General features: G+C 33.9%; 28 protein-coding genes. 26 read left to right on the forward strand and 2 right to left on the reverse strand.

Going from position 1 to position 25895, the window contains the following annotated elements:
* Nucleotides 1-165: 165 nt before the first annotated feature.
* Both ACODST_RS06815 and ACODST_RS06820 read left to right on the forward strand, forming a co-directional pair.
* Complete coding sequence (locus ACODST_RS06815; RefSeq protein ID WP_488931369.1) at nucleotides 166-963, forward strand: DUF5694 domain-containing protein; 798 nt, start codon at nucleotides 166-168, stop codon at nucleotides 961-963.
* An 86-nt stretch (nucleotides 964-1049) separates the two neighbouring features.
* Nucleotides 1050-1847, forward strand: a complete 798-nt coding sequence (locus ACODST_RS06820; RefSeq protein WP_488931370.1) for a DUF5694 domain-containing protein — start codon at nucleotides 1050-1052, stop codon at nucleotides 1845-1847.
* 447 nt (nucleotides 1848-2294) lie between these two features.
* On the opposite strand, the gene sucC is transcribed toward ACODST_RS06820, so the two are convergent.
* Entirely contained in the window at nucleotides 2295-3488 is a 1194-nt protein-coding gene (gene sucC, locus ACODST_RS06825) for an ADP-forming succinate--CoA ligase subunit beta (protein WP_248725907.1), read from the reverse strand.
* Between the two features lie 415 nt (nucleotides 3489-3903).
* Between sucC and gltB the strand changes: the two genes are divergently transcribed.
* The 20 genes from gltB to ACODST_RS06925 all read left to right on the forward strand — a co-directional run bounded on the left by gltB (nucleotide 3904) and on the right by ACODST_RS06925 (nucleotide 22465).
* Nucleotides 3904-8421: a glutamate synthase large subunit gene (gene gltB, locus ACODST_RS06830; RefSeq protein ID WP_488931371.1), complete on the forward strand. Its 4518-nt coding sequence runs from the start codon at nucleotides 3904-3906 to the stop codon at nucleotides 8419-8421.
* Nucleotides 8422-8577: 156 nt separating this feature from the next.
* Nucleotides 8578-10032, forward strand: a complete 1455-nt coding sequence (locus ACODST_RS06835; RefSeq protein ID WP_488931372.1) for a glutamate synthase subunit beta — start codon at nucleotides 8578-8580, stop codon at nucleotides 10030-10032.
* 837 nt (nucleotides 10033-10869) lie between these two features.
* Nucleotides 10870-12093, forward strand: coding sequence for a diaminopimelate decarboxylase (lysA, locus tag ACODST_RS06840; RefSeq protein WP_488931373.1), 1224 nt, complete (start codon nucleotides 10870-10872; stop codon nucleotides 12091-12093).
* Nucleotides 12094-12360: 267 nt separating this feature from the next.
* Nucleotides 12361-12675, forward strand: a complete 315-nt coding sequence (locus ACODST_RS06845) for a GIY-YIG nuclease family protein (RefSeq protein WP_488931374.1) — start codon at nucleotides 12361-12363, stop codon at nucleotides 12673-12675.
* Between the two features lie 166 nt (nucleotides 12676-12841).
* Nucleotides 12842-13351 carry a hypothetical protein gene (locus tag ACODST_RS06850; RefSeq protein WP_488931375.1) on the forward strand — a complete coding sequence of 170 codons (510 nt, stop codon included), beginning with the start codon at nucleotides 12842-12844 and terminating at the stop codon, nucleotides 13349-13351.
* Between the two features lie 145 nt (nucleotides 13352-13496).
* Nucleotides 13497-14048 (forward strand): hypothetical protein, encoded by a 552-nt coding sequence (locus tag ACODST_RS06855; protein WP_488931376.1) that lies wholly within the window; start codon nucleotides 13497-13499, stop codon nucleotides 14046-14048.
* 88 nt (nucleotides 14049-14136) lie between these two features.
* Nucleotides 14137-14856 carry a hypothetical protein gene (locus tag ACODST_RS06860; protein WP_488931377.1) on the forward strand — a complete coding sequence of 240 codons (720 nt, stop codon included), beginning with the start codon at nucleotides 14137-14139 and terminating at the stop codon, nucleotides 14854-14856.
* 27 nt (nucleotides 14857-14883) lie between these two features.
* A complete protein-coding gene (locus tag ACODST_RS06865) occupies nucleotides 14884-15186 on the forward strand; it encodes a hypothetical protein (protein ID WP_488931378.1) in 303 nt (100 codons plus the stop codon).
* 147 nt (nucleotides 15187-15333) lie between these two features.
* Entirely contained in the window at nucleotides 15334-15726 is a 393-nt protein-coding gene (locus tag ACODST_RS06870) for a helix-turn-helix domain-containing protein (RefSeq protein ID WP_488931379.1), read from the forward strand.
* Between the two features lie 38 nt (nucleotides 15727-15764).
* Complete coding sequence (locus ACODST_RS06875; RefSeq protein WP_488931380.1) at nucleotides 15765-16577, forward strand: hypothetical protein; 813 nt, start codon at nucleotides 15765-15767, stop codon at nucleotides 16575-16577.
* Nucleotides 16578-16678: 101 nt separating this feature from the next.
* On the forward strand, nucleotides 16679-17320 hold the full coding sequence (locus tag ACODST_RS06880) for a hypothetical protein (protein WP_488931381.1): 642 nt from the start codon (nucleotides 16679-16681) through the stop codon (nucleotides 17318-17320).
* A 303-nt stretch (nucleotides 17321-17623) separates the two neighbouring features.
* Nucleotides 17624-18061 (forward strand): c-type cytochrome, encoded by a 438-nt coding sequence (locus ACODST_RS06885; RefSeq protein ID WP_488931382.1) that lies wholly within the window; start codon nucleotides 17624-17626, stop codon nucleotides 18059-18061.
* A gap of 148 nt (nucleotides 18062-18209) precedes the next feature.
* Complete coding sequence (locus ACODST_RS06890; protein WP_488931383.1) at nucleotides 18210-18659, forward strand: hypothetical protein; 450 nt, start codon at nucleotides 18210-18212, stop codon at nucleotides 18657-18659.
* Nucleotides 18660-18685: 26 nt separating this feature from the next.
* Complete coding sequence (locus tag ACODST_RS06895) at nucleotides 18686-19105, forward strand: hypothetical protein (RefSeq protein WP_488931384.1); 420 nt, start codon at nucleotides 18686-18688, stop codon at nucleotides 19103-19105.
* A 120-nt stretch (nucleotides 19106-19225) separates the two neighbouring features.
* Nucleotides 19226-19591 carry a hypothetical protein gene (locus tag ACODST_RS06900; RefSeq protein WP_488931385.1) on the forward strand — a complete coding sequence of 122 codons (366 nt, stop codon included), beginning with the start codon at nucleotides 19226-19228 and terminating at the stop codon, nucleotides 19589-19591.
* On the forward strand, nucleotides 19588-20022 hold the full coding sequence (locus tag ACODST_RS06905; protein WP_488931386.1) for a hypothetical protein: 435 nt from the start codon (nucleotides 19588-19590) through the stop codon (nucleotides 20020-20022). The genes ACODST_RS06900 and ACODST_RS06905 overlap by 4 nt, the downstream gene beginning before the upstream one ends.
* A gap of 17 nt (nucleotides 20023-20039) precedes the next feature.
* Nucleotides 20040-20951, forward strand: a complete 912-nt coding sequence (locus ACODST_RS06910) for a hypothetical protein (protein ID WP_488931387.1) — start codon at nucleotides 20040-20042, stop codon at nucleotides 20949-20951.
* 10 nt (nucleotides 20952-20961) lie between these two features.
* Nucleotides 20962-21369, forward strand: coding sequence for a hypothetical protein (locus ACODST_RS06915; protein ID WP_488931388.1), 408 nt, complete (start codon nucleotides 20962-20964; stop codon nucleotides 21367-21369).
* 107 nt (nucleotides 21370-21476) lie between these two features.
* Nucleotides 21477-21839, forward strand: coding sequence for a hypothetical protein (locus tag ACODST_RS06920; protein WP_488931389.1), 363 nt, complete (start codon nucleotides 21477-21479; stop codon nucleotides 21837-21839).
* A complete protein-coding gene (locus tag ACODST_RS06925) occupies nucleotides 21836-22465 on the forward strand; it encodes a hypothetical protein (RefSeq protein ID WP_488931390.1) in 630 nt (209 codons plus the stop codon). Before ACODST_RS06920 ends, ACODST_RS06925 begins: the two co-directional genes overlap by 4 nt.
* Nucleotides 22466-22497: 32 nt before the next feature.
* Here ACODST_RS06925 and ACODST_RS06930 read toward each other — a convergent pair whose 3' ends face one another.
* Nucleotides 22498-22947, reverse strand: coding sequence for a hypothetical protein (locus tag ACODST_RS06930; protein ID WP_488931391.1), 450 nt, complete (start codon nucleotides 22945-22947; stop codon nucleotides 22498-22500).
* Nucleotides 22948-23279: 332 nt separating this feature from the next.
* Between ACODST_RS06930 and ACODST_RS06935 the strand changes: the two genes are divergently transcribed.
* Genes ACODST_RS06935 through ACODST_RS06950 form a run of 4 tightly spaced genes read left to right on the forward strand, consistent with a single transcriptional unit; the run spans nucleotide 23280 to nucleotide 25828 of the window.
* Entirely contained in the window at nucleotides 23280-23756 is a 477-nt protein-coding gene (locus ACODST_RS06935) for a hypothetical protein (RefSeq protein WP_488931392.1), read from the forward strand.
* 25 nt (nucleotides 23757-23781) lie between these two features.
* Nucleotides 23782-24339, forward strand: a complete 558-nt coding sequence (locus tag ACODST_RS06940) for a hypothetical protein (RefSeq protein WP_488931393.1) — start codon at nucleotides 23782-23784, stop codon at nucleotides 24337-24339.
* A gap of 34 nt (nucleotides 24340-24373) precedes the next feature.
* Nucleotides 24374-24841 carry a DUF1572 domain-containing protein gene (locus ACODST_RS06945; RefSeq protein WP_488931394.1) on the forward strand — a complete coding sequence of 156 codons (468 nt, stop codon included), beginning with the start codon at nucleotides 24374-24376 and terminating at the stop codon, nucleotides 24839-24841.
* 3 nt (nucleotides 24842-24844) lie between these two features.
* Entirely contained in the window at nucleotides 24845-25828 is a 984-nt protein-coding gene (locus ACODST_RS06950; protein ID WP_488931395.1) for a hypothetical protein, read from the forward strand.
* The last annotated feature ends 67 nt before the right edge of the window (nucleotides 25829-25895 follow it).

A 25895-nucleotide genomic window follows, 5' to 3' on the forward strand; every position in this document is an offset into this window, starting at 1 on the left:
TTATTTAAAACATGCTTTTTTAAGGATGAACTATCAAAAATGTTACACGAAATTATTACACGATAAATTTCATGCGTTTGTAAAATGAAATTCCAGGTTCATCAAAAACAAAAAACAGAGGTCGAAAGACCGTATACATTTGCAATGAATTTAAAACAAAACGTCATGCAAAAAATCATTTTATTACTAGCAATTATTACATTAAACCTAACCTCAGCCCAAACCAGGAAAAAACAAATTTTATTAATTGGAACTTTTCATTATTCAAATCCAGGTCATGATGTTGCCAAGATCAATACTTTCAATGTAATGTCCGAGAAAAGCCAAAAGGAGCTCGAAATAATAAGTGACAAAATCAAAAAATTTGGTCCCAATAAAATTTTTGTAGAATGGAAATTTAGCAAACAGGCCGAGTTAGATCAGTTTTACAATAAAAACACCGACAGTTTACTTAAAAATAATTCAAATGAAATTACGCAGTTAGCATTACGTACTGCTAAAAAACTGAATCATAAAAAAATGTATGGAATTGATTATCGTACCCGTTTTCCTTATGACAGTTTAATGATGTCAATGGAAAAAGCAAATCAGAAGGATTTAATGAAAAAAAATACGGAATCAACAGAAAGGTTTCAAAAAGACAATAATGAAAGAATGGCTAAAAGCTCTCTAACCGAGCTTATGCTTTACTATAACGAAAAAGCAACTAATGAAGATAATATCCAATGGTATTTGGAAGTAGCCAACAGAACTGGAAATCCAGACGATTTTACAGGAGCTTCTTTAGTTTCAAATTGGTATAAAAGAAACCTTTACATGTATTCTTTGGTTCAGAAATTAACCAAAAGTACTGATACTAAAATAATGGTTTTACTTGGAGCCGGACACGCTGCAATGCTAAGAGAATTTCTGGCACACGATCCAGAATTTGAAATTGTAGAATTGGCGACAGTTTTGAAATAGTGAATTTCTAACCTCAACATTAACCTGTGCGTAGACGCACTGCAATGCGCCTCTACGATATACATTATCCATAAAAACAAAAAATCATGAAAAAAATCATTCTATTATTAGCTCTTATCACATTTAACATGACATCTGCTCAAACTAAGAAAAAGCAGATTTTATTGGTCGGAACATTTCATTATGCCAATCCTGGCCTTGATGTTGCTCAACTAAACAGTTTTGATATCTTGTCTGAGAAGAGCCAAAAGGAACTCGAAATAATGAGTGACAAAATCAAAAAATTTGGCCCGGATAAAATATTTGTAGAATGGGAATTTAATAAACAAGCCGATTTAGATAAGTTTTACAATAAAAATACCGACAGTCTTTTTAAAAATAACAAAAACGAAATAACACAACTGGCGCTTCGTACGGCTAAAAAACTGAATCATAAAAAATTATACGGAATGAACCTCTATACTTCTTTTCCTTATGACAGTTTACTGATGTCAATGGAAAAAGCAAACCAGAAGGATTTATTGAAAAAAAGTGATGAGACAAAAAAAAGAAATGAAAAAGATCATAATGAAAGAATTGCAAAAAGCTCATTACAAGAACTCATGTTGTATTACAATACGAAAGAAGCCGAAAATAGAAATATTCAATGGTATTTGGAAGTAGCCAACAGAGCTGGAAATCCAGATGATTTTACCGGAGCTTCTTTAGTTTCAAATTGGTACAAAAGAAACTTGTACATGTATTCTTTAATTCAGAAACTAACAGAAAGTACAGATACTAAAATAATGATTTTGGTTGGCGCTGGTCATGCTGCATTGATTAGAGAATTTATAACACATGATCCTACATTTGAAATTGTGGACTTATCAACTGTTTTGAAATAATTTTTTTTAACCGCTAAGAATTACGCAAAGTTCGCAAAGTTATTTTGCCACAGATTATTAGGATTAAAAGGATTTTTAAATCTGGGGTAATCTTTGTAATCTGTGGCTAACTATTTAAGATATAGCTTTGCAAATTTTGTATTGTAAAAAACATAGTTATAAATCCAATTTTAAAATATAGCCCGTGGTTTCAACCACGGGAACGATTAGTGATGCATAAATTATGATATACATTGTGTCCCCGTGGTTGAAACCACGGGCTATATTGAAATACATTACGCAAAATTTTATTAATCTAGCTTTGCGAACTTTGCGTTTATATTCACAATCCTCGGTAAAAAAATCCTTGCGTGCTTTGCGGTTAAAACAAAAAAAATCCACTCCTTTCGGAATGGATTTTCTAATATTTAAGTAAGATGCACTGCTGTGCATCTCTACAAATTTTAATTAAGAAAGAGCAGCTTTAACTTGGTCAGCAGCTTCCTGGAATTGAACTGCAGATAAGATTGGCATACCAGAGTTGTCAATTAATTCTTTTGCAATTTCAGCATTTGTTCCTTGCAAACGAACGATAATTGGCACATTGATAGCGTCACCCATGTTTTTGTAAGCGTCAACAACACCCTGAGCAACACGGTCACAACGAACGATACCTCCGAAGATGTTAATTAAGATAGCTTTTACGTTTGGATCTTTCAAGATAATTCTGAAAGCTGTTTCAACACGTTTTGCATCAGCAGTTCCTCCTACGTCAAGGAAGTTAGCAGGCTCAAAACCAGCGTATTTAATTAAATCCATAGTTGCCATCGCAAGACCTGCTCCGTTTACCATACATCCTACAGTACCGTCAAGGTCAACATAGTTAAGACCAACTTCTTTAGCTTCAACTTCGATTGGATTCTCCTCACGGATATCTCTCATTTCAGCATATTTTGGTTGTCTGTATAAAGCATTATCGTCGATGTTAACTTTAGCGTCAACAGCTAAGATTTTGTTATCAGAAGTTTTAAGAACCGGGTTGATTTCGAACATAGAAGCATCAGAACCAATGTAAGCATTGTATAATGCGTCGATGAATTTCACCATTTCTTTGAAAGCGTTTCCGGAAAGACCTAAATTGAAAGCAATTCTTCTAGCCTGGAAACCTTGTAATCCAACAGCAGGATCAATTTCTTCAGTAAAGATTAAGTGTGGAGTGTGCTCAGCAACTTCTTCGATATCCATTCCACCTTCAGTAGAATACATAATCATGTTGCGTCCTGTACCTCTATTCAATAAAACAGAAACATAAAATTCAGAAGTTTCGCTTTCACCAGGATAGTAAACATCTTCAGCAACTAAAACTTTGTTTACCTTTTTTCCTTCTGGCGGAGTTTGAGGTGTAATCAACTGCATTCCGATGATTTGTTCTGCTAACTCTTCAACTTGTTGTAAGTTTTTTGCCAGCTTAACTCCTCCACCTTTTCCACGACCACCTGCGTGAATTTGTGCTTTTATTACATGCCATCCTGTACCAGTTTCGGCAGTTAATTGTTTTGCAGCAGCCACCGCTTCAACCGCATTGTTAGCCACAATTCCGCGTTGTACGCGTACTCCGTAACTCGCTAAAATTTCTTTTCCTTGATATTCGTGTATGTTCATAATATTGAATTTGTCTGGTTCTGAATTTATTTCAGAATAAAAGTGCGACAAAAGTAACAAATAACAACTTAATAGGAAAATCTTTTTCAATTAAATAATCCTATATATAGGTATTCAGCGTTGAATAGTTTTCAACGCAAACAAATCGTTAACAGAATGATTTGTTAATGTTAACACAAAACCACTAAAACGTTTGATATTTAACAAAAAATTCATTGATTTTATTGGTCTCCCGACGATTTTTCCTAATATATTTTAAGAGTAATTATATTTTTAGCAATTCGGGATGCTTTATATAATATTATTAATAATTAAGAACCCATTTTCTAATATTACAACAAAAATGAAAGCAAAAGCATAATTTCACTACATTATGTTTAACGAAATCTTTATTTTTGTAAAAAAAATATCAAGAATGAAAGTTAAAGAACAAGGGCTTTATCTGCCTGAATTTGAACACGACAATTGTGGTGCGGGATTTATTTGTAATTTGAATGGTATTAAATCAAATGATATTATTCATAAAGCATTAGACATCTTAATTAAATTGGAACATCGTGGTGCCGTTAGTTCTGATGGAAGAACTGGAGATGGTGCCGGAATTTTATTCGACATTCCACATGATTTCTTTAAGAAAGTTTGTGACTTCGAAATCCCTGAAGCTCGTGAGTATGCAGTAGGAATGGTTTTTTTACCAAAAAGCAAAAACCAGGTTTCTTTTTGTATCAATGCATTTGAAGCAACTATTAAAGATCAGAACTTAAAGATCTTAGGTTGGAGAGATGTGCCTGTTGACGTTGAAAATTTAGGTGAAATCGCCGCAGAAAAAGAACCAACAATTAAACAAGTTTTCGTTTCTAAAAACGGACAGGATTTAACTGAAAATGAATTTAATGCAAAACTTTTTGCAGCTAGAAAAATAGCTGAACATGCCGTAAGAGGATCTAAAACTTCTGAAAGCCACATGTTCTATTTTACTAGTTTATCGACCACTACTATAATATATAAAGGTCTATTGATGCCGGAAGACATCAGCCGTTATTATATAGATTTGAAAGATCCGGACCTGGTGACGCGTTTAGCGCTTGTACACCAGCGTTTCTCTACTAATACATTCCCATCCTGGGACTTAGCTCAACCGTTTAGATATATGTGTCATAATGGTGAGATCAATACACTTCGTGGAAACGTAAGCCGTATGCGTGCTCGTGAAGAGCTTATGCAAAGCGCTGTTTTTGGCGATGATATTAAAAAATTATTCCCAATTATCTTAGAAGGAAAATCAGATTCTGCTTCTATGGATATGGTGGTTGAACTTCTATTAATGACGGGCCGTTCGCTTCCAGAGGCAATGATGATGGTGGTTCCTGAAGCTTGGGAAAAGCACCAGACCATGTCTCCTGAGAAAAGAGCTTTCTATGAATACAACGCTTGTATCATGGAACCTTGGGATGGTCCTGCTTCTATTCCTTTTACAGATGGTAACGTAATTGGAGCCTTACTAGACAGAAACGGTTTACGTCCTTCTCGTTATACTTTAACACATAGCGGATTCGTAATTATGTCATCTGAAATTGGTGTATTAGACATCGATCCGGAAGATGTAATTCAGCACGGTCGTTTGGAGCCAGGAAAAATGTTCTTGGTTGATATGAATGAAGGTCGTATCATCGAAGACGAGGAAGTTAAGAAAGCGATAGTTACAAAACGTCCTTACCAGCAATGGGTTGACGAAAACTTATTGCCATTGGCTAGCGTTCCTTACACAAACAACCCTACTCCTGTTGAAAAATTAGATTTCTTAACAAGACAACGCTTGTTTGGTTATACTATTGAAGATTTAAAAACAATCATCAACCCAATGGGAAGTGACGGAGCTGAAGCAATCAGTTCTATGGGTAACGATACACCTTTGGCTGTATTGTCTGATCAGCCACAATTGTTGTACAATTACTTCAAACAATTGTTTGCTCAGGTTACAAACCCGCCGTTGGATGGTATTCGTGAAGAAATCATTACTGATATCAGTTTAGCGATTGGTGGAGATTTCAATATTTTTGAAATTGAATCTAAACAATGTAAAAAACTGAAAATCCAAAATCCGGTTATTTCTAATGAAGATTTGGATAAAATCAGAAATATCGATCACGCAGATTTCAAATCGGCTACCATTTCTACTTTATATAAAATAGAAAAAGGAGTTAACGGTTTAGAGCGTGCTCTTGAAAAATGTGTTCAAGCAACTTTTAAAGCAGTTGAAGAAGGATGCAACATCATTATCTTATCTGATAGAGGTGTAAGTGAAGAATTAGCTCCAATTCCTATGTTATTGGCTTGTTCTTACATTCACCACTCATTGAATATTTTACAGGTTCGTTCTAAATTCGGAATCATTATTGAATCTGCTGAACCACGCGAACCTCATCATTTTGCTTTATTGTTCGGATATGGTGCAAGTGCGATCAACCCTTACATGGTAAACGAAATCATTCACGATCAGGTGGAAAAAGGTTTCATTACAAAAGTAAAAGCAGATTATGCAGTTGTAAACTATAATAAAGCAATTGCAAAAGGAATCGTGAAAATCATGAACAAAATTGGTATCTCTACTTTACATTCGTACAGAGCTGCTCAGATTTTCGAGATTTTAGGTTTAAACAAAACATTTACATCTAAATACTTCCCTTACACTCCATCAAGAATTGAAGGAATTGGTTTAATGGAAGTTGAAAAAGAGGTTAAAAAACGTTTCCAAAAAGCTTTCCCAAATTCAAAAATCGCAAACTTGCTTTCTCTTGAAATTGGAGGTATTTACAGATGGAGACGTGGTGGAGAAAAACACATGTTTAACCCAACTACGATTTCTAAACTACAGCAGGCAGTTCGTTTAAACAGCCCTGAAAGCTATAAAGAATATGCTAATGCTGTAAACGAGCAAAGCTCAAACTTAATGACGATCAGAGGTTTATTTGAATTCAACAATTTAGATCCAATTTCTATTGATGAAGTTGAGCCTTGGACAGAAATCGTTAAGAAATTCAAAACGGGTGCAATGTCTTACGGATCTATTTCCAGAGAAGCACACGAGAATTTAGCGATTGCGATGAATAGAATTGGTGGAAAAAGTAACTCTGGAGAAGGTGGAGAAGATCCAAAACGTTTCCAGAAAGAAATCAACGGAGATTCTAGAAACTCTGCCATCAAACAAGTTGCTTCAGGACGTTTTGGTGTTTCAATCAACTATTTGACAAACGCTAAAGAAATCCAAATCAAAATGGCTCAGGGAGCAAAACCTGGAGAAGGTGGACAGTTACCTGGAGAAAAAGTAGTGCCTTGGATTGCTGAAACCAGAAACTCTACGCCTTATGTAGGTTTGATTTCACCTCCGCCTCACCACGATATTTACTCTATTGAGGATTTATCTCAGTTGATTTACGATTTGAAAAACGCAAACCGCGAAGCTCGTATCAACGTGAAATTAGTTTCTGAAGTTGGAGTTGGAACTATCGCTGCCGGTGTTGCCAAAGCAAAAGCTGACGTTATCCTGATTTCAGGTTATGACGGAGGAACGGGAGCTGCTCCATTAACATCTTTACAACACACAGGTATTCCATGGGAACTTGGTTTAGCTGAAGCGCAACAAACACTTATCTTGAACGACTTAAGAAGCCGTGTAGTTTTAGAATGTGACGGACAATTGAAAACTGGTCGTGACGTAGCTATCGCAGCTTTATTAGGTGCAGAAGAATTCGGATTTGCAACGGCTCCGCTTGTAGCTTCTGGATGTATCATGATGAGAGCTTGTCACTTGAATACTTGCCCGGTTGGTATTGCAACTCAGGATCCGGAATTGAGAAAAAATTTCAAAGGAACTCCAGAGCACGTAATCAACTTCATGTATTTCATTGCTGAAGAGTTAAGAGAAATCATGGCTCAGTTAGGTTTCAGAACTTTAAAAGAAATGGTAGGTCAGTCTCAAAAATTAAACGTAGACAAAGCTATCAAACATTATAAAGCTAATGGTTTAGATTTATCGACTATTTTATACAAACCGGAAAAAGCGAAAACGGTTCCTAATCACAATACAACAACTCAAGATCACGCTCTTGAAAACGTATTGGATTTTGACATCATCAAAGAAGCAATTCCGTCTATCTATAGAAAAGAGAAAACGAGAGTTACTTTCAAAATCAAAAATACAGACCGTTCTGTAGGTGCGATTTTAAGTAACGAAATCTCAAAAATTTATGGCGCACAAGGATTACCAGATGACACTATTTTAGTTGATTTTGAAGGTTCTGCCGGACAAAGTTTTGGTGCATTCGCAACAAACGGATTGTCATTTAAAATTCACGGAAACTGTAATGATTACTTAGGAAAAGGTCTTTCTGGAGGAAAACTAATTGTAAAAGTACCTCCAACTGCGACTTTCAACCCTGAAGACAACATCATTATCGGAAACGTTGCCCTTTACGGAGCTATTACCGGAGAGGCTTATATTAATGGTATCGCAGGAGAGCGTTTCTGTGTAAGAAACTCTGGAGCAACAGCAGTTGTAGAAGGAATTGGAGATCACGGATGCGAGTACATGACAGGTGGTACAGTAGTAGTTTTAGGAAAAACTGGAAGAAACTTCGCTGCTGGTATGAGTGGTGGTGTAGCTTACATTTACGATCCGAAAAAGAAATTCGATTCGACAGTATGTAACATGGAAATGGTTGCATTCGACCCAATGGAAGAAGAGGATCTTACTAAACTAAGAAAACTGATCAAAAATCATTCGTTGTACACCAGCAGTCCATTAGCAAAAAGAATTTTAGCAGACTGGGAAAACCAACAACAGCACTTCGTAAAAGTAATGCCGACAGATTACAAAAAAGCATTACAAAGAATTGCAGAAGAGAAAAAAATAGAAGAATTAATAGCGGGATAAATGATTTTAGATTTTAGAGTTCAGATTTTAGATTAAAACTTAACCGCAAAGCTTTGCGAACTTAAAACACTCAAAAAAGCAAAAAAGACCTTGCGCTCTTTGCGGTTAAAAAAATTAGAACTTTAGAATTTATCATTTAGATTTAATTAAAAAGTCATGGGTAAAATAGGCGGATTTAAAGAATATAACAGAGCCGACGAAAGTAATTTAGCAGTTGCAGAACGTGTTTCAAACTACAACGAATTTACTATTCCGGTTCCAAAAGATAAATTAAAAGAACAAGGATCAAGATGTATGGACTGTGGAATTCCTTTTTGCCACAGTGGTTGTCCGTTAGGAAATTTAATTCCTGACTTCAACGACATGGTGCATCAGGAAGAATGGCAGAGCGCGTTAGAGATTTTACAATCGACTAACAACTTCCCTGAATTCACAGGACGCTTATGCCCTGCCCCATGTGAGAAATCATGTGTATTAGGAATCATCAAAGATCCGGTTTCTATCGAAAACATCGAGAAAAGCATAGTAGAAAGAGGTTTCGCTGAAGGATGGATTAAACCACAAGCGCCAAAAACAAGAACCGGAAAAACAGTTGCTGTTATTGGTTCAGGACCTGCAGGTCTTGCCGCGGCGCAGCAATTAAACAGAGCAGGTCATACCGTAACTGTTTTTGAAAGAGACAACGCAATTGGAGGTTTATTACGTTACGGAATTCCAAACTTCAAATTAGAAAAAGGAATTATCGACCGTCGTGTAGCTATTCTAGAAGCAGAAGGAATCACTTTCAAAACAAATGTAAATGTTGGAGTTAATTTCAGTGTAGAAGAATTAAACCAATTCGATTCTATCGTTTTATGCGGAGGAGCAACAGAAAGAAGAAGCTTACCAACTAAAGGAATCGAAAGTAAAGGCGTTGTTCAGGCAATGGATTTCTTAACACAGCAAACAAAAGTTTTATACGGAGAATCTATTCCAGATCAGGTAAAAGCTACTGGAAAAGATGTAATCGTTATTGGTGGTGGAGATACAGGTTCTGACTGTATCGGAACTTCAAACAGACAAGGAGCGAAATCGGTAACTAACTTTGAGATTTTACCAAAACCTCCAGTTGGAAGAAGCGAGTCAACTCCATGGCCTTTCTGGCCGTTACAGTTAAAAACATCTTCTTCTCACGAAGAAGGTTGTGACAGAAACTGGTTAATCAACACAAAAGAATTCATTTCTAACGATAAAGGTGAATTAACTGGATTAAAAACGGTTGAAGTTGCATGGAAAATGACTCCAGGTCAGCGTCCTGAATTAATCGAAAAAGAAGGTTCTGAGAAAATCTGGCCTTGCGATTTAGCTTTACTAGCTCTTGGATTTACAGGTCCTGAGAAAACTTTAAGCGAGCAGTTAGGAATCGAAACTGATATGAGAAGCAATTACAAAGCGCATAACTATCAGACAAACGTTCCTCATATCTTCACAGCTGGAGATATGCGTCGTGGACAATCATTAATCGTGTGGGCTATTTCAGAAGGTCGCGAAGCTGCAAGAGAAGTAGATTTATTCCTTATGGGATCTACTAACCTGCCTACTAAAGGAAAAGGAGATTTACCGAGTTTATAATTTTTTAAGACTCTAAGTCGCTAAGGTTCTAAGATGCTAAGTTTTTTTTCTCAGCCTTAACCTTAATTTCTATACAACATAACTACTTACAAACCCTTGAATTTATATTCAGGGGTTTTGTTTTTTATTTTGCCACAGATTAAAAAGATTAAATGGATTAAATGGATTTTTTTGTTTGCCCCGAATTGCACGAATTTCCACAAATTTTTAATTTTCTGGCCGATTTCTATTTCAAATATAGCCCGTGGTTTCAACCACGGGAACACAATATATGATAACGTCCAATCCGTAACGTTTCCCGTGGTTGAAACCACGGGCTATGTTCTGAGCATTTTGCGAAAAATCTACATTAAAAATTTGCGGAAATTTGTGTAATTTGTGGTTAAAAAATTTTCTCATTTTAAAGCATCACAAAAGGAATTTTAATAAACATAGTTCCCGCTTTCGGCTATATCTCTCCGTTCCACTGCGAGGATACCGCCTCAATCGGGGCTAAATACAAACATTAGGCTTCTTTTAAAAATTAGAATAAAAAAGAAATCCATTTAATCTGTGTAATATGTGGCAAAAAGAAATAATCTGTGGAAATCATTTTAATCTGTGGCAAAAAAAATAATTTCAACAGCATTTATAAATTAGAGAAATTCGTGAATTTGTGGCCAAAAACCTTTATATATTAGCATCTCAAAACCTTAGCATCTTAGAAAAAGGTTACAAAACTCCAAAAACAAGAACTTTTTGTTTTAAATTAAACAATTTGTTACAATTTGTTATTTTTCTGCATTTTATTTGCTGGTAATCAAAAGTGTAATAACTTTGCCCAAAATAAGTTTAAAAATGCAAGCAAAAGATTTACTGCAGTTAGCAGACCAATTTGGAAGTCCATTGTATGTTTACGATGCTGAAAAAATCCAATCACAGTACAACCGATTAACTAAAGCTTTCTCTAAGGTAGAAAACTTAAGAGTTAATTACGCCATGAAGGCATTGTCAAACGTTGCGATTCTTCAGTTATTAAAGAACATGGGGTCTGGCTTAGACACTGTATCAATTCAGGAAGTTTTGTTAGGACTTCATGCTGGCTATGAACCCGAAAGAATTTTCTTTACACCAAACGGCGTTTCTCTGGAAGAAATTGAAGAAGTAGCCGCAATGGGTGTACAAATCAATATCGACAATTTATCTATTTTAGAGCAATTCGGAACAAAACATCCACATATTCCGGTATGTATCCGTATCAATCCACACGTAATGGCCGGCGGAAATGCTAATATTTCTGTGGGACACATCGATAGTAAATTCGGAATTTCTGTACACCAGATTCCGCATATCTTGCGAATTGTTGAAAACACTAAAATGAGCATTGTTGGAATTCACATGCACACAGGATCTGATATTTTAGATATCGAAGTATTCTTGTATGCTGCTGAAATCTTGTTTGATACCGCAAAACACTTCAAAGATTTACAATTCTTAGATTTCGGAAGCGGATTCAAAGTTCCTTACAAAAAAGACGATATCGAAACAGACATCGAAGAATTAGGTAAAAAATTATCAAAAAGATTCAATGCTTTCTGTGCTGAATATGGCAGAGATCTGACACTTATCTTCGAACCAGGAAAATTCCTTGTATCTGAAGCAGGTCATTTCTTAGTAAAAGTAAACGTAGTAAAACAAACAACCTCAACAGTTTTCGCCGGAATCGACAGTGGTTTCAACCACTTAATCCGTCCAATGTTTTACGGATCTTCACACCATATCGAAAACATCTCTAACCCAAAAGGAAAAGAGCGTTTTTACTCTGTTGTAGGATACATTTGCGAGACTGATACTTTTGCAAACAACCGTAGAATTGCAGAAATCACAGAAGGTGACATTTTAGAATTCAGAAATGCAGGAGCATATTGTTTCTCAATGTCATCCAACTACAATTCAAGATACAAACCAGCTGAAGTTTTATGGATGAACGGTAAAGGAATCTTAATCCGCCAAGCCGAAACATTCGAAGATTTACTTAAAAATCAAATCCCGTTACCAGAAGAAGTTGCTGCTACGGTTTAACAATAGAAAAAAAAAAGGAATATCACCAAAGTCCCGTTTCTTAATTGAGGCGGGATTTTTTTGTTTTAGATATTTTAGGCTTCTTAGATTTTATTAAAAATGATCATCAGACTGAGCCAAGTCGAAACCTACGTAAAGTAACCACACCGTTTTGTCATTTCGACGAAGGAGAAATCTTCGCAAGTAACTCCACAAAGTATATCAAAACCAAATACAAAAAAAAGAAAGAAAAGTCTTAAAAAAAATTTTATCTTTAACATCAAAAAAATGCTACATCAAGAAGGCTATCACACCTACTATATTTACATACTTACAAACAAATCAAAAACAGTTTTCTACACGGGAGTGACAAATAATTTAAAAATCCGTTTAAGTCAACATAAAGAAAGTAATATAACTGGAATCAAAACTTTTACATCAAAATACAATGTAACATACTTACTTTATTATGAAAAATTTACTTGGATTCAAGAAGCAATTGCTCGCGAAAAAGAAATAAAAGACTGGCGTAGAGAAAAGAAAATTGAATTAATCAAAACTATTAATCCTGATTTGGATTTTCTTAATTATTTATTTGGATAACATTTCCAATCTTTGTAGAGCTACTTGCGAAGATTTCTCCTTCGTCGAAATGACAAATATTGTGGATAATTAAGAAGTGATTAAAAGCTTTTGGATTACTAAAACACTTATTTTTCAAGAAACATTATATTTGAAATAGAAAAGAAAATTGCACTATTTACAAACTATGAATTCCTTCGAGACTATTTATGATTTTGCATCCAGCGCAGGATTCAAAAAGCTTCAAATATTACTTTTGCCAATTGGATTTTTTTTATTCATAAGATTTCTCCTATTCTTGATTAAAAATGACAAAGATGAAGATTTATTCAAAAATCCCGAACAGCAAAAATTTAAAGTGTATTTAATGCAATACGCTTCAATATTTATTTTTATAGTTTCCCTAATAATGTTTGGAAGTAAATATTACAAAACATACAACTTATATAATACCTCTCTAATTAAAACTGAAGGATTTGTAACTAACTTTCATCCAATGCCATCAGGCGGTCACGATACTGAAAGATTTACTGTTAATGGAGTGGAATTCAAATTTTCAGATTTTGACATTTCAAATTTTGGATATAATAATGCAAAATCAAAGGGAGGAGCGATAGATGCAAATAAATATGTTAGAATAAGTTATATTAAAGTAAACAACTCAAATCAGATTTTAAAATTAGAAGTGAGGAAATGAGAAACAGCTTTCTAATAACATTTCCAATCTTTGTAGAGTTACTTACGAAGATTTCTCCTTCGTCGAAATGACAAGATTGTGGATTACTGGAATTGAAACTATAAATTATTCATATCTTACCTGAATACTTTCAATATTTATAAAAATGAACTTTGAAGCCATTAACATACGCAGGATAGACCCGGCAACAAGAAATTTCAAATTACATGAAGATTATCTTCTTTCCTATGATCATGATGATGGCTGGACTCAAAGACTGCTAAGAGCCGGAATTTTTATTGATCTCATTTATGAATGTAAAGTTGAGATAGACTTTTACACAAAAAATCGGGATAAATTTGAAAAACAATTTGAATACGAAATACCTTTAGAAATTAAAAATATAATTTCTGAAATAATGAATCTTGATCAGCTGACACTTAAGCATTATTATGGAGACGGGGTTACGGAAGACTTTGACGATCAACATTTTGTTATAAATCATAATGGTATATCTCATAATATTGGAATAAGTTTTATGGAGAAAAAGCGTCAGCCCGAAAATCCGTCAGAAAAGCTGTTTTTTGTTTTAATTGATCTTTTTGACAAATGGCTGGAAGAACTTTATCAGGAATGTTTACAGGAATCTGTAATATCCAGTCAAATCGCTTCAAACGATAAACCTGTCGTTCGGGGTAAACGAAAACATAAAAAGTAAAGCTTCGCAAGTAAATCCGGAAAATAATACTCTGGAAAAACCTATATTTATTCTTTAAAATAACCTTATAAATACACCAGATTCTGCTATGAAGAAACTATCAATTATTCTCTTATTTATCTTCTTCTCGGCATGTAATCTTAATACCAATAAAAAAACTGTTCCTGATAGTAAAGATAGTTCCGAAATTAAAAAAAAGAATCAGCAGACAGATTCTGTCGTTTTACTAACAGATACTATATTAATCAACAAACAACATTACATTCAGAAAATAAGAGATAAATCTTTTTATTGCCTTTTGTCCCCTAAAGGTGATACCATTATAAAACCTGCCGATTATTATTCTGATGCCGAATATTTAGATATTAACCACGACGGATATAATGACATTCGTATTTATTTTGTGAGTAACATTCCTAATCAATGTGATAATTACTTATACAATAAAAAGCTTCAAAACTTCAGGCTTATTGAGGATTGCGATCTTGACATACAAAAAATAAAAGGAACTCCCTTTTACCTTTCCTATAATAAAGCAGGCTGTGCCGACTTAAACTGGGAAAGTTATTTAAGTAAAATTGAAAATTATAAGTTAGTAAAATATGGATATATGTTAGGTCATGGCTGTGATTCTGAGGCTGAAAAAGATTCTCAATCAATATCTATTTATAAAATCATCAATGAAGAAAAACAGGAAATGAAATTAATCAAAGAACTACCTTACCTTAAAAACATTCCTAAAAACGAAGACAAATTTAGTTTTCTGGCAAAATACTGGGAAACCAATTATAGTATATTTGACAGGTAAAAAAACATTAACAGCTTTTATTCTTTTATGACCATTTATAAAATCACCCTTCAACTTCTATTTTTTATCGGCCTCTTCCTTTTTGCCGGCAGTTATCTTATTACTCCCTATATTGTCAATGATGGAGAATACATTGTAATTGATGCAGATGGCGTGGCATTCCTAAAAATGTTATATATCATTACTACGCTTATTTTTGGCGGTCTGTTTTGGGCATTTCTCAGGGTTTTTAAAAACAAAACGTATCTTGTTCTTTCTTTTATTCTTCTGGTATCCAGTGTCTTTTTTTTAGCCAGAATGTTTGTCTATTTTGATCCGTTTTTAGAATAATTCAGTTCTAAAAAACTGATTCTTTTAGAACTAAATACTATCAGAAAAAACCGTATTTTTATCGCGTTAAAAAATAAGTACTTTACTTAAAAATCCTGTTTTTTACCAATTACTATTTTATAAAAGAATTTTAAATACCTTTGAAATATGAGCATAACAGAAAAACCAAAACATATCGGCAGAAACATCAGCCGAATCAGAGAGCTTAAAGGTATGAAACAGGAAGCACTTGCAATTGCAATTGGTTTAAGTCAGCAGACTATTTCAAGCATTGAAACAAGCGAAATTGTTGATAAAGAAAAACTTGAAAAAATTGCAGAAGCACTTGGCGTTACAGTTGAAGCTATTGAAAGTTTTTCAGAAGAAAATGTATTTAACTATTTTAATACTTTTAATGAATCTGTTTCAAACAGTAATTTTGGTCATCATAATACTTGCAATTTCAATCCGCTTGATAAAGTTGTCGAACTTTACGAACGTTTGGTTCAGGCCGAAAAAGACAAAAACGAATATTTAGAAAAATTACTAAAAGGGAAATAATTCCTTAACCTCCTAAAAACCCAACTAACATTTAACCAATGAAATTCGCTAAATTTCTATTTATTGCTTTTTTTGTAATTTCCTGCTCAAATGACGACTCTGCAGAAAATAACTCCGAAAACAAGTCGCTGGTTACAGAATTAAGTGCCAATGTATTTAATTCCGGGCTTGAATCAACTTCGAAATTTACTTTTGAATACGATTCAAATCAAAGGCTAATCAAAAAAAATGGCGGATATATCCCGCTTTCGATCTCTACCGGTTTTGGCGGATTTTTTACAAGCGAAGTTCATACTACTTTCACTTACAATAACAATAGTGTGGTAATTGAAAATTTTTCTACTTATAAGGACTTTACCATAGCAAAAGATACCCGAATACTGACTTTAAACGCTTCAAATCAAATTGAAACCAAAGAAATTCCAAATCCATCAAATAATTACAATTCAAAAAAACAAAATTACATATACCTCAATAACAGACTTGCCAAAATAGTAACGACTTATCCAAATATGCCTTACGATGCTGCAGATGAAAGCGATTACATTTTGTCGTATGTAGAGAATTTTTATTATGACTCAAATAGTAATCTTACAAAGGCTGAATATTTTGAACAGCACAATGGGGTTAATAAAGGCGAAAAAACGATACGAACTTTTGAAGATTATGACAGCGCAGAAAATCCATGCCGGGATTTACAATTTGTAGATGAATTTTTCTACCGTTCGCTTTCAAAAAATAACTTTAAAAAATACACCATAACTCAGTACACTAATGATGTTTTAAGCTTCCAAAGTACCAGTACCTGGACTTTCAATTACGATTCAAGCGGACAGCTTATCATTAAATAAAAAAAAATCCTCAGAAATATAAATTTTACAAAAGCACAAATAACATCTTATTTCGTGCTTTTTTTGTACACAACCAAAATTCCAATCTAAATTTTAAACCTATGAAATTAAATCTACTCACTTTATTTTTTGTCTTATCAGCAAGTTTTATTTATTCTCAAAAAACAATCAAAATAATTCTAGACCCAAAAATAAAAGCATTGGCTCTTGAAAATATAAATACAACAAACAACGGATCACAATATGCGATAGATTCGATTTATGGAACAGTTTATAGAGGAAAAAATATGGTTGAAGACACTATATTCTATGATCACCTAAAAAATGATTTTACAAAAAAAGACTTTATGTGCAATCATTATTACAAAAATGACACACTTATTATTAAAGGTGGCTTTGGCTCTAGATTTCAAAGATATGGTTTCGTTGCTAAAGTGTTTCCAAACAAAACTGCCGAAGTAAAATTACGTATGTCCTGGGGGTATCCATCTTATTTTACAAGTAGAGACCAGATAGATGCTAAAAGCGAAATACTCGTTTATACAAGAACTTCAAAACTTGTTCTCAACAGATTACCCAACAATAAATCTGATCGTAAACATATTTTCGGCTGTGTCGATTTTTTAAGCGAAGATTATTTTGTTGAAATGAAAGACAAAAAAACTGGAGAACTTTATAAAGAAAAAAACACAATGGAATACAAGATTTATTTTGACAGCAGGTATCTCAAAGATGATGAATAACACAACCATTTTATTCCTGCAGTAAAACTCAATAGAACTAAACAAATCAAACCGCCAAATCTATGAAAATCACAATTCCCCTTTCGATATTTCTCCTACTATAATGATATAAAAACATACGGTACTATTGTGAGTAACATTCCTAATCAATGTGGTAATTACATAAACAATAAAAAGCTTCAAAACTTTACTCTTATTGAGAATTGTGATCTTACAATACAAAAAATAAAATTTTGTAAAAGCACAAATATCTTATGATTCTGTGCTTTTTTTATTTTTTAACAAAACGATATTTCGAAACTCATGAACAAATTATTTTTTATAACTGTACTTGCTTTTCTTCTAAATTCTAACACTGAAAAAAAACAGTTCGATAATAAAATCGATTTTCGGGAAAACTACACCAAAATTGATCAGGCTGATCCTCTTTATAAAAAAGGGCAGAATCTTTTTAAAAGAAATTGTGCCGCCTGCCATTCAATTGATATGGTTCAAACAGGCACAGCTCCGGCTTTAGGAGGAATTACAAAATTACGTGAAAAAGACTGGCTGTATAAATATACCCGATATTCTTATGAAATGTTCGAAAAAGGCGATAAAATTGCAAAAGAAAACAGAGCCAAAGGCTGGGGTCTCATGACTTCATTTCCTAACCTCACAGATGCTTCTCTGGATGCTATTTACTATTTTGTTGAGAAAAGGTATGAAATGACAAAAAAAGGAATTCCAATTGAAAAATAATGAGGCCAGAGATAATGAACATTTTTTAAGCGGTTTATTAAAAAAAATCCCCCTCGCTGGCACGAGCGAGATGCTTACGCCGGAAATAAATGTTTTTACATAGAATAAAAACTCATACATTAGCCTTACAAATCAAACCCAAAAATCAATGAAACCTACAGTCCTACTTTCAGCACTTTTTATCCTGCTGACAACCAATGTATTCAGCCAGACTATTGCAGACTTAAAACTAAAGCCAAAAGAAATACCAAAAGGTTATATTGCAAGCGACGGTAATATCTGCATAACGCCGCAAGCCTGTACTTTTTATAACGATATTGCTACCTACAGTAATATTGTGGGAACTGTAAAAAGCAAAGCCATTCAGAGTTTTAAAGGTAAAGGAGACAAAGGTTCTGTTATGTATTTTGAGTTTGATCATGTTTTTAAAGGCGATCGTTTTCTGCAGGGATTACTTTGGGGAAAAGACGGCCAGCCAACCGAGGAACATCCGGAGGAATATGTTGTAAAAGGTAAATTTTTAATCATCTGGAGTTTCCGCGCGGACAGCCCGATCAGGGAAAAATCAGAAGCTAAAATTGAAACGATACTGGAGTAATAAATTTGCCCCTAAAAACATTCTAAATGAAAAAAAACAAACTCACCGCGATTATTCCTTTGTTTATTTTACTATTTCTTTTAGCAGGCTGTGACAAGGTTATAGATTGTATTCGTAATACCAGCCCCAATCTGATTTCAAAGGAACTCAATACCGGAGCTGTTTTTACTGCTTATAACGAAAGCATCACCTATGAAATAGTAAACTCAAAAAAATCCTTAGATAATTATTATATCAGCGATGTAGTCATTAAAGGAAATCTTCCTCCCGGAATTAATTACACTGTTAGCAACAATACAGTAAGGTTTAATGGTGCTCCCAGCGAAAAAGGTACTTACAGTTTTTCGGTTACCATAACCGTTAAACCGCATGATTACAACCAGGACGGAGTCGATAATTTGTGCAGCAGTGTTTCAACCAAAGAATACAAAATAACCGTCATTTAAAACAATTTATAATTTGCTTAGAAGTAAAAAGAATCTCTTTTCTTCAGGTAGAACTACGGTGTACAGCATTCCCTATTTAATTCTATATTCGTGTTAAAGAACTAATTCAAAGAAATAAAAATGAAACTACAACTTCGCTTTTTTCTGTATGCAATGCTGGTGGTGCTGTATTTTTTTTCAACCTCTTTTTTGATAATCATAGATGAAAAACTGCATATTAACGATGTCTTCATTACAGTTCCCTCCGGTTTTGTTTTAATCAACCTTCTTTATACTTTTCTGTTTTTAAAATTAAAACCTGTTCTCAATATTCTAAGCTCCGTAATCATTCCGTTTTTGAGTTTATTTCTGGCTTTAAAATTTAGCGATTTACACTTGTTTTCTCAGTACGATGCTTACGATATAGGAACAGCTATAGTAGCGAATTCCATTTTCCCGCTTGCTTTTTGGGAAATTATATATCAGCTAAAAAAGAAGTACTTATGAAAAAAACAACACTGCTGCTTTTTATCCTTTTCCTGCCTTTTTTGGCAAAAGGCAGCGTAATAGATACCATTTCAAACTGGAAAATTTACTATAACAATTCGTTGATTAAAAATGTGAATTTGTATTCAGATAACTCAGTTGTCATTACCAAAAAAAAATATAAAACAGGAGATTATGTAGCCATTCAGTATTTTGATGATACTCCCTGCTCTGACTGCAATTATTATATTTCCGTAATTGGAGAAGGTAAAGAAGAAGTTTTCAGACGTGAATTTAAAGGAGAAAATACCATGATTAAAATCGATTTAAAGAAGCTTCTCGATTATTTTTCAGTTACCCATCAGCCCTATTTCATAATTTACTTATATGCTTCAGACCAGCAAAAGAAAAAAAACGGAATACGATTGTCAACTTTAAGAATAGAAAACTAACCTCAACAAACATTTAAATGAGAAAACTGTTTTTACTGCTTCCTTTTTTATTGTTATTTCAAACCTCTTATGGCGATGTCGCTCCCGAGAATTCTCATTATGTTCAAAAATGCGTCAAAATAACCAATAGCAAAGATTTTCCTGATTATTACATTGTAGTCTGTTCCATGCATCCCAGTGATGTAAAAATCGAAACCAGTATTTTACAGCCGTTTGAATGCATCGATAAAGGATATAAATTTAATGCGCTTTATATCATAGCGGTTAAAAAAGAGTATTTTAAAGGAAATTCGTTCACTACGATCGACGATTTAAAAGATAAAAATATCCTTCACAGCAATATTAACATTGAAAGTGAAGGCGGCTATGTAAGCAATGATAATCCGATTTCGGCCATCGAAGAATATTACAAAATTATAACCATCAGCGATACCGAACTGCTCCTGTACAAATACAAAGAACTGATTCATTACAATGACGGAACGCCCTTATCTGTCAAAACCTATCCCAGAGTTGAAACCAAAATAAACAATGCACAGATTGATGGTATTTATCCGAGTACCGAAGTCCTTAATTTTTTAACGGCTTTACTGGTTACCATTTTTATCGAAACCCTGATTTTATTTCTTTTGTTTAAAACCCGGTATAAAAAACTAAACATCAAAAACCAGCAGCTGTTTTTTACAGGAATTGTCGCTTCATCGTTAACCCTGCCGTATGTCTGGCTGGTTTTTCCGGCTTTTATTCATTCGCAGATTCCGTATCTTTCTGTTAGTGAATCTTTTGCCGTGTTGACGGAATCGGTCCTAATTTACTACTTCTTAAAAATAGATTACAAAAAAGCACTTTGGGTTTCGCTTAGCTGTAACATCGTTTCCTTTTTAGCAGGACTGTTTATTAACTGGCTTAATATGCCTTTGTATTATTAACAATCAGATTATGAATAAAATATTTCCTTACAGCTTTATAATTTACAGAACAATTCTGATTCTTATTATACCATTGTTTTTGATTGCGAAATTCATGACTGCTTTTGCCGGACATAATCCGCCGTTTACAATTACTGAATATTCTATTTTTACTTTCGTTGTTGTAACGTCAATAATATTATCGGTAGTTAGAAAAAGAAACAGTTATAAAAAGCCAATCCAAAAGCTCATAAAAATTACTGCCTTTGTCCTAATTAGTATTGGTACTCTATTTCTCTTTTACGGTTTATACGATATTTGGTCCGTTTATCAGAATCAAAGTTTTACAGAGGGAGAAAATAGTATGCTCTCAATTATTTTCCTTTTGATTGCATTAAGTATTTTACTTTTAATAGGGTTGGCAAAAAACAAAATTTAAAGCAATAAAACGGGCTTTGAAAAAAGTTCGAATTAATATCCTAATTTTGCAGCTAGTTTTAAAAAAAGTTCGGGCTTTAAAAAATTAGTACTTAAAAAACACACCAAATGAAACCGCAGATACGAATCCTTCTCTACTCTATTTTATTCTTTTTATACCTTACCGCAACTTCTGTTTTACTGAACATAGGCGAAAAATTAAAAACCGATCCTTATATCACTATGGGCTGCGGTTTTGCCGTTTTTAATCTTATTTATGCTTTTTTGGCCTTAAAGTGGAAACCGCTGCTCAATATCATTTTTGCTGTTGGAATTGCGGCTTTATCCTTATTTCTGGCTCTTAAGTTTACCAATTTACATCTATTGATCGATTATGATCCATATCAGGTAAAAACGGCCATATTTGCCAATGCTGTTTTCTCTATTATTTTTTGGGAAATTGTGTATCAGGTAAAGATCAGAAAATCATGAAATTAAAACTTGCTTTTCTTGCCCTTATTCTGCTTCAGTTTTCCTGTAAAAACAATCCCGAAAATCAGACAAAAGCTCCAGAGAAAGAGGTTTCTAATATCGAACCTCAAAAAACGGAAGTCTCAGCAGAAGATCTAAATTTTGATTTCGAAAAATTTAAAATAGCAAAAGGACAGCTTGGAGAAATCAAAATCGGAATGACCATTAGTGATGCCGAAAAATTACTTTCCCAATTAACGAAAACAGAAGCCGAAGCCTATGATTTTGGTTTTGACGGCGGCGGAAAAGCTTATATTTATTCTGCTTTAAATGAACCTGTACTGGCTCTTATTCCGAAAAGAGATACCGAAGAAATACTAGCTATTGCAGCTTTAAGTAAACAATTAAAAACCAGCAATGGCCTAAATCCTAAATCTTCAGTTGCAGAGATACTCGCAAAATACCCCAATATTAAAGTCAATCAGAATTTAATGATGGACTGGGAGTTTATTATAGACGAAAAAAACGATCTCGAATTTGTATTCATGACCGATGAAAATAACCGAATTGGAGAATACAATGAATTAGAAATACCTGTAGAACCTCAAAAAACAGATATAAAAACAGACTGGATTACGATTCAATAAAAAACATTGTTTTACACTGGTCGTAACAATTCTTATTTTTCAATGGACAGTTTTATAGTCTGCAGCAGTATTCTGTTATCCCGAAAAGGATAAACTTTGCGAACATCAAGCCATTGCGAGTTTTGTTTTAACAAAATAACGTCATTTCCTAAATCAAACCAAATCTCAAATTCGGCATAATTAGATTCGGCTTTGTTTACTTTAACCAAATAATGATTGGTTTTATCCGTTTCTTCGATCTGAATATCGCCCTTTTTGACAGTCAGATTAATGTCATTATCACGTATGGGAAGATTTTTAAAATCTGAAATTCCGGTAAACAAAATTTTGCTTTTGCCCTTTTTTAGCTTTGGGGATTCTTTAAATTCAGGATACCAGCTATGCAGAATGACCTTTGGTTTTCTCTGAAGCCTTATCGTGTCCTGCGCTTTAAGAGTAGTAAACAAACCAAATACAGCTGTAAAAGTCAAAATAAATCTCATCGTTTTTCCGGAATTATGATACGTTTTTCATACATGGCGGCAGAACGAAAATACAATAAAAAACAATCCAGTGCTGTGTATTCTCCTTTTCTGTAACATCCTCGATCAAATTACATCAAAAAAACAGAAATACCAGCAGTAAAATCTCCGGATAAGAAACAAAAAAACACTGATTTCTGTACGTATTTTTTTATATTAGCAATCTGGTTTTTCCAAATCAGTATTATTTACTATAAAAACACAAATCTGAATTAAAATTATACCCATTGCGCAGAAAAACAATAGTAATACCGGTCTCTTTATTTATGATGCTCCTTATCTGTAACAGTTGTATGAAAAGCAATGATAAAGGATACGAAGGAGATCTGGTTCCGCTTAAAAGTGAAATTGAAAACATTGCCGGATATGAAAAAGCCGTACATCTAATTTTAAAAAACTGGGACAGAATTACCCTTGAAACCAAACGTTCGGTTAGGAGAAACCATAGCATTATTGACAGTATCCAAAAAATACAAACAGACAGCCTTAAACTAAGATTTATCTCGGGAGGAAGCCACAATTTCGACATGCTGATTGAAGAGAAAGACACCACTATTATATTCCAGCCTTCCAGTGCCGCCGATTTTTACATGCGGGGCAATACCAAAGATGAGGAAGCGGGTTATACCCTTTTTAAACACGATATCCTCTATACCACCAAACCGGTTAAAACTTTTAAAATTGAAGACAATGAAGATGATACACCCAGTGCTGTTATTAAAATCAAAGACCGTTATTATTACCGTATAAGCTCTTATCTCGAATATTAAAAATACGCCCTTTAAACAACCTGTTATGAAAATTAGAATTCTGGCCGCTTTGACACTTCTTTTTATTTCCTGTAAAAAAGAACCAAAAACCGAAATGAAACAAAAAACAACTCCTACAAAAGACACTCTTACAGCAGCTGCGGAAAAAGAAACAATAGAAACTGCTTCTGATACAATCGTGATTTCGACCAAACACAAAACAAACAAAATATCAGCTGATTTAGACGGAGACGGAAAAAACGAAACCATAGAAATCGTTAGAAGTACAAAAAGTGATAAAAGCGGTTTACGTATTGTTTTTGGAAACGGAAAAAGGACCGATTATCTGGGGTTAGGAAATGACATTCTGAAACAAGGTTTTGATGAAATCGACTGGGTCGGCATATTTGAAAAAGCACCTAAAAATGAAATTTACTGGAACAATGTAAACGATGACGGCGAAATTATGAGTGAAGAAGAAATAAAGGAAGAAGACAAAATCAAACTGCCCAACGACGGAATTTTTATTCATGCCGAAGAAAGCTGCGGAGGCGGCATTATTTACCTGAAAAACGGAAAATACGAATGGATTCAGCAGGAATAAACAGACTATAACCCACTTTTAAACTATTTTGAATATGAAAAGTACAACAGAAATTGCCCGCCGGTTTAAAGAAATTATCCTTAACGGAACCTGGGTTGCCAATACTAATTACAAGCATCAGCTTGATAATCTGGATTGGAAAATCGCCGTTACACCAATTCAGGATTTAAACACGATCGCTGTTCTGGCGCAGCATATTCATTATTATATCAACGGACTCAATCAGGTATTTAAAGGCGGAACACTGGATATTAAAGATAAATTCAGTTTTGATTTTCCACCCCTTACCTCGCAGGCAGACTGGGAAACTTTTTTAACAAAGTTCTGGAAAGATACCGAAGAGTTTGCCTCTCTCGTAGAACAAATGCCTGACGAACAGCTGGATCAGAGTTTTGTGGAGGAAAAATACGGTACTTACCGAAGAAATATTGAATGTATGATTGAACACAGCTATTATCATTTAGGACAAATTGTACTGCTCAAAAAATTACTGACTAATTAAAAAATGAAGAAACTAATTTTAACGTTATCCTTATTGTTAGTCTTTATAAGCTGCAAGAAAGACAAACAGGTTCAAAAAAAAGAAAATAGTTTTACTGTAGACACTATCAGTATCGCGGATTCCAAAAATGACAGTATTGCTTTGTTAGCATTAACCAAAAAACTTTATGAATGGGAGGAGAAAAAAAGTAACGGCAGCGATTTTAGTCCTGTTGAAGATAAAAATACCGAGAATATTTATAGCGGAATTGATTTCAAACTTCATAAAGCCAGACTTAAAGAACTCGAAAACACGCATTTATTTTCACAGGATTTTATTGATAACTATAATAAAATTGCATTAAAAATTGACAGTGAATTTAAAAGCGGTACTTTAAAATGGAATGTTGGCGAGCTTCCTCCTTTTGGCTCAGGTGCAAGTCCGTGGTGTAATTGTCAGGATACGCCTGATCGTTTTCTGGATAAAATCCGGATCATGCACCTTTCACTAGAAAACAATAAAGCATTCTATAATTGGAGCTGGGGCGATGGGACTGTTTATAATGTTAAAGCTGTAAAAGAAAATAACGAATGGAAAATATCGTATCTGGAAGGTTTTGATTACGATAGTTTTATTGATAGTTTTCAAAAAACGAATGACTTTACCGGAAGATGGAAAAATGATATGGTTTCACTAAATATTGGAAACAAATCGTTAGCATTTGAATATCACGGACAGTGCGTTTACTTTTATCCGGTTCGTAAAATAAGTAATACAGAATTTGAAATGATCTGGGCAAATGAAATGGATTGTAAATTTGATAATGGCACAGATGAAACTTTTGGTATAAAAGAGATTCCACAGATTGGCAAACCCTTTTCAAAACTTACACTTAGAAATAATGTTTTACATGTTCAGTATTATTACAAAAAATGGGTAGACAAATACAGCGAACAAGTAAGCGGTGTTTTTACTTCAGAATATACAAGAGAACAAGAAGACCTTTAGCAAATAAAAAAATCAGTACTATTATTAGTAATCCTGTTTTTATTCTCCTGATAAAAAGTAATGAGGA

This window comes from Flavobacterium sp. FG19, assembly GCF_057809475.1.

What these genes read in the sequence shown, in the direction of transcription:
- ACODST_RS06815 (WP_488931369.1), top strand. Translation starts at nt 166, where the DNA reads ATGCAAAAAATCATTTTATTACTAGCAATTATTACATTAAACCTAACC.
- ACODST_RS06820 (WP_488931370.1), top strand. Translation starts at nt 1,050, where the DNA reads ATGAAAAAAATCATTCTATTATTAGCTCTTATCACATTTAACATGACA.
- sucC (WP_248725907.1), bottom strand. Translation starts at nt 3,488, where the DNA reads ATGAACATACACGAATATCAAGGAAAAGAAATTTTAGCGAGTTACGGA.
- gltB (WP_488931371.1), top strand. Translation starts at nt 3,904, where the DNA reads ATGAAAGTTAAAGAACAAGGGCTTTATCTGCCTGAATTTGAACACGAC.
- ACODST_RS06835 (WP_488931372.1), top strand. Translation starts at nt 8,578, where the DNA reads ATGGGTAAAATAGGCGGATTTAAAGAATATAACAGAGCCGACGAAAGT.
- lysA (WP_488931373.1), top strand. Translation starts at nt 10,870, where the DNA reads ATGCAAGCAAAAGATTTACTGCAGTTAGCAGACCAATTTGGAAGTCCA.
- ACODST_RS06845 (WP_488931374.1), top strand. Translation starts at nt 12,361, where the DNA reads ATGCTACATCAAGAAGGCTATCACACCTACTATATTTACATACTTACA.
- ACODST_RS06850 (WP_488931375.1), top strand. Translation starts at nt 12,842, where the DNA reads ATGAATTCCTTCGAGACTATTTATGATTTTGCATCCAGCGCAGGATTC.
- ACODST_RS06855 (WP_488931376.1), top strand. Translation starts at nt 13,497, where the DNA reads ATGAACTTTGAAGCCATTAACATACGCAGGATAGACCCGGCAACAAGA.
- ACODST_RS06860 (WP_488931377.1), top strand. Translation starts at nt 14,137, where the DNA reads ATGAAGAAACTATCAATTATTCTCTTATTTATCTTCTTCTCGGCATGT.
- ACODST_RS06865 (WP_488931378.1), top strand. Translation starts at nt 14,884, where the DNA reads ATGACCATTTATAAAATCACCCTTCAACTTCTATTTTTTATCGGCCTC.
- ACODST_RS06870 (WP_488931379.1), top strand. Translation starts at nt 15,334, where the DNA reads ATGAGCATAACAGAAAAACCAAAACATATCGGCAGAAACATCAGCCGA.
- ACODST_RS06875 (WP_488931380.1), top strand. Translation starts at nt 15,765, where the DNA reads ATGAAATTCGCTAAATTTCTATTTATTGCTTTTTTTGTAATTTCCTGC.
- ACODST_RS06880 (WP_488931381.1), top strand. Translation starts at nt 16,679, where the DNA reads ATGAAATTAAATCTACTCACTTTATTTTTTGTCTTATCAGCAAGTTTT.
- ACODST_RS06885 (WP_488931382.1), top strand. Translation starts at nt 17,624, where the DNA reads ATGAACAAATTATTTTTTATAACTGTACTTGCTTTTCTTCTAAATTCT.
- ACODST_RS06890 (WP_488931383.1), top strand. Translation starts at nt 18,210, where the DNA reads ATGAAACCTACAGTCCTACTTTCAGCACTTTTTATCCTGCTGACAACC.
- ACODST_RS06895 (WP_488931384.1), top strand. Translation starts at nt 18,686, where the DNA reads ATGAAAAAAAACAAACTCACCGCGATTATTCCTTTGTTTATTTTACTA.
- ACODST_RS06900 (WP_488931385.1), top strand. Translation starts at nt 19,226, where the DNA reads ATGAAACTACAACTTCGCTTTTTTCTGTATGCAATGCTGGTGGTGCTG.
- ACODST_RS06905 (WP_488931386.1), top strand. Translation starts at nt 19,588, where the DNA reads ATGAAAAAAACAACACTGCTGCTTTTTATCCTTTTCCTGCCTTTTTTG.
- ACODST_RS06910 (WP_488931387.1), top strand. Translation starts at nt 20,040, where the DNA reads ATGAGAAAACTGTTTTTACTGCTTCCTTTTTTATTGTTATTTCAAACC.
- ACODST_RS06915 (WP_488931388.1), top strand. Translation starts at nt 20,962, where the DNA reads ATGAATAAAATATTTCCTTACAGCTTTATAATTTACAGAACAATTCTG.
- ACODST_RS06920 (WP_488931389.1), top strand. Translation starts at nt 21,477, where the DNA reads ATGAAACCGCAGATACGAATCCTTCTCTACTCTATTTTATTCTTTTTA.
- ACODST_RS06925 (WP_488931390.1), top strand. Translation starts at nt 21,836, where the DNA reads ATGAAATTAAAACTTGCTTTTCTTGCCCTTATTCTGCTTCAGTTTTCC.
- ACODST_RS06930 (WP_488931391.1), bottom strand. Translation starts at nt 22,947, where the DNA reads ATGAGATTTATTTTGACTTTTACAGCTGTATTTGGTTTGTTTACTACT.
- ACODST_RS06935 (WP_488931392.1), top strand. Translation starts at nt 23,280, where the DNA reads ATGAAAAGCAATGATAAAGGATACGAAGGAGATCTGGTTCCGCTTAAA.
- ACODST_RS06940 (WP_488931393.1), top strand. Translation starts at nt 23,782, where the DNA reads ATGAAAATTAGAATTCTGGCCGCTTTGACACTTCTTTTTATTTCCTGT.
- ACODST_RS06945 (WP_488931394.1), top strand. Translation starts at nt 24,374, where the DNA reads ATGAAAAGTACAACAGAAATTGCCCGCCGGTTTAAAGAAATTATCCTT.
- ACODST_RS06950 (WP_488931395.1), top strand. Translation starts at nt 24,845, where the DNA reads ATGAAGAAACTAATTTTAACGTTATCCTTATTGTTAGTCTTTATAAGC.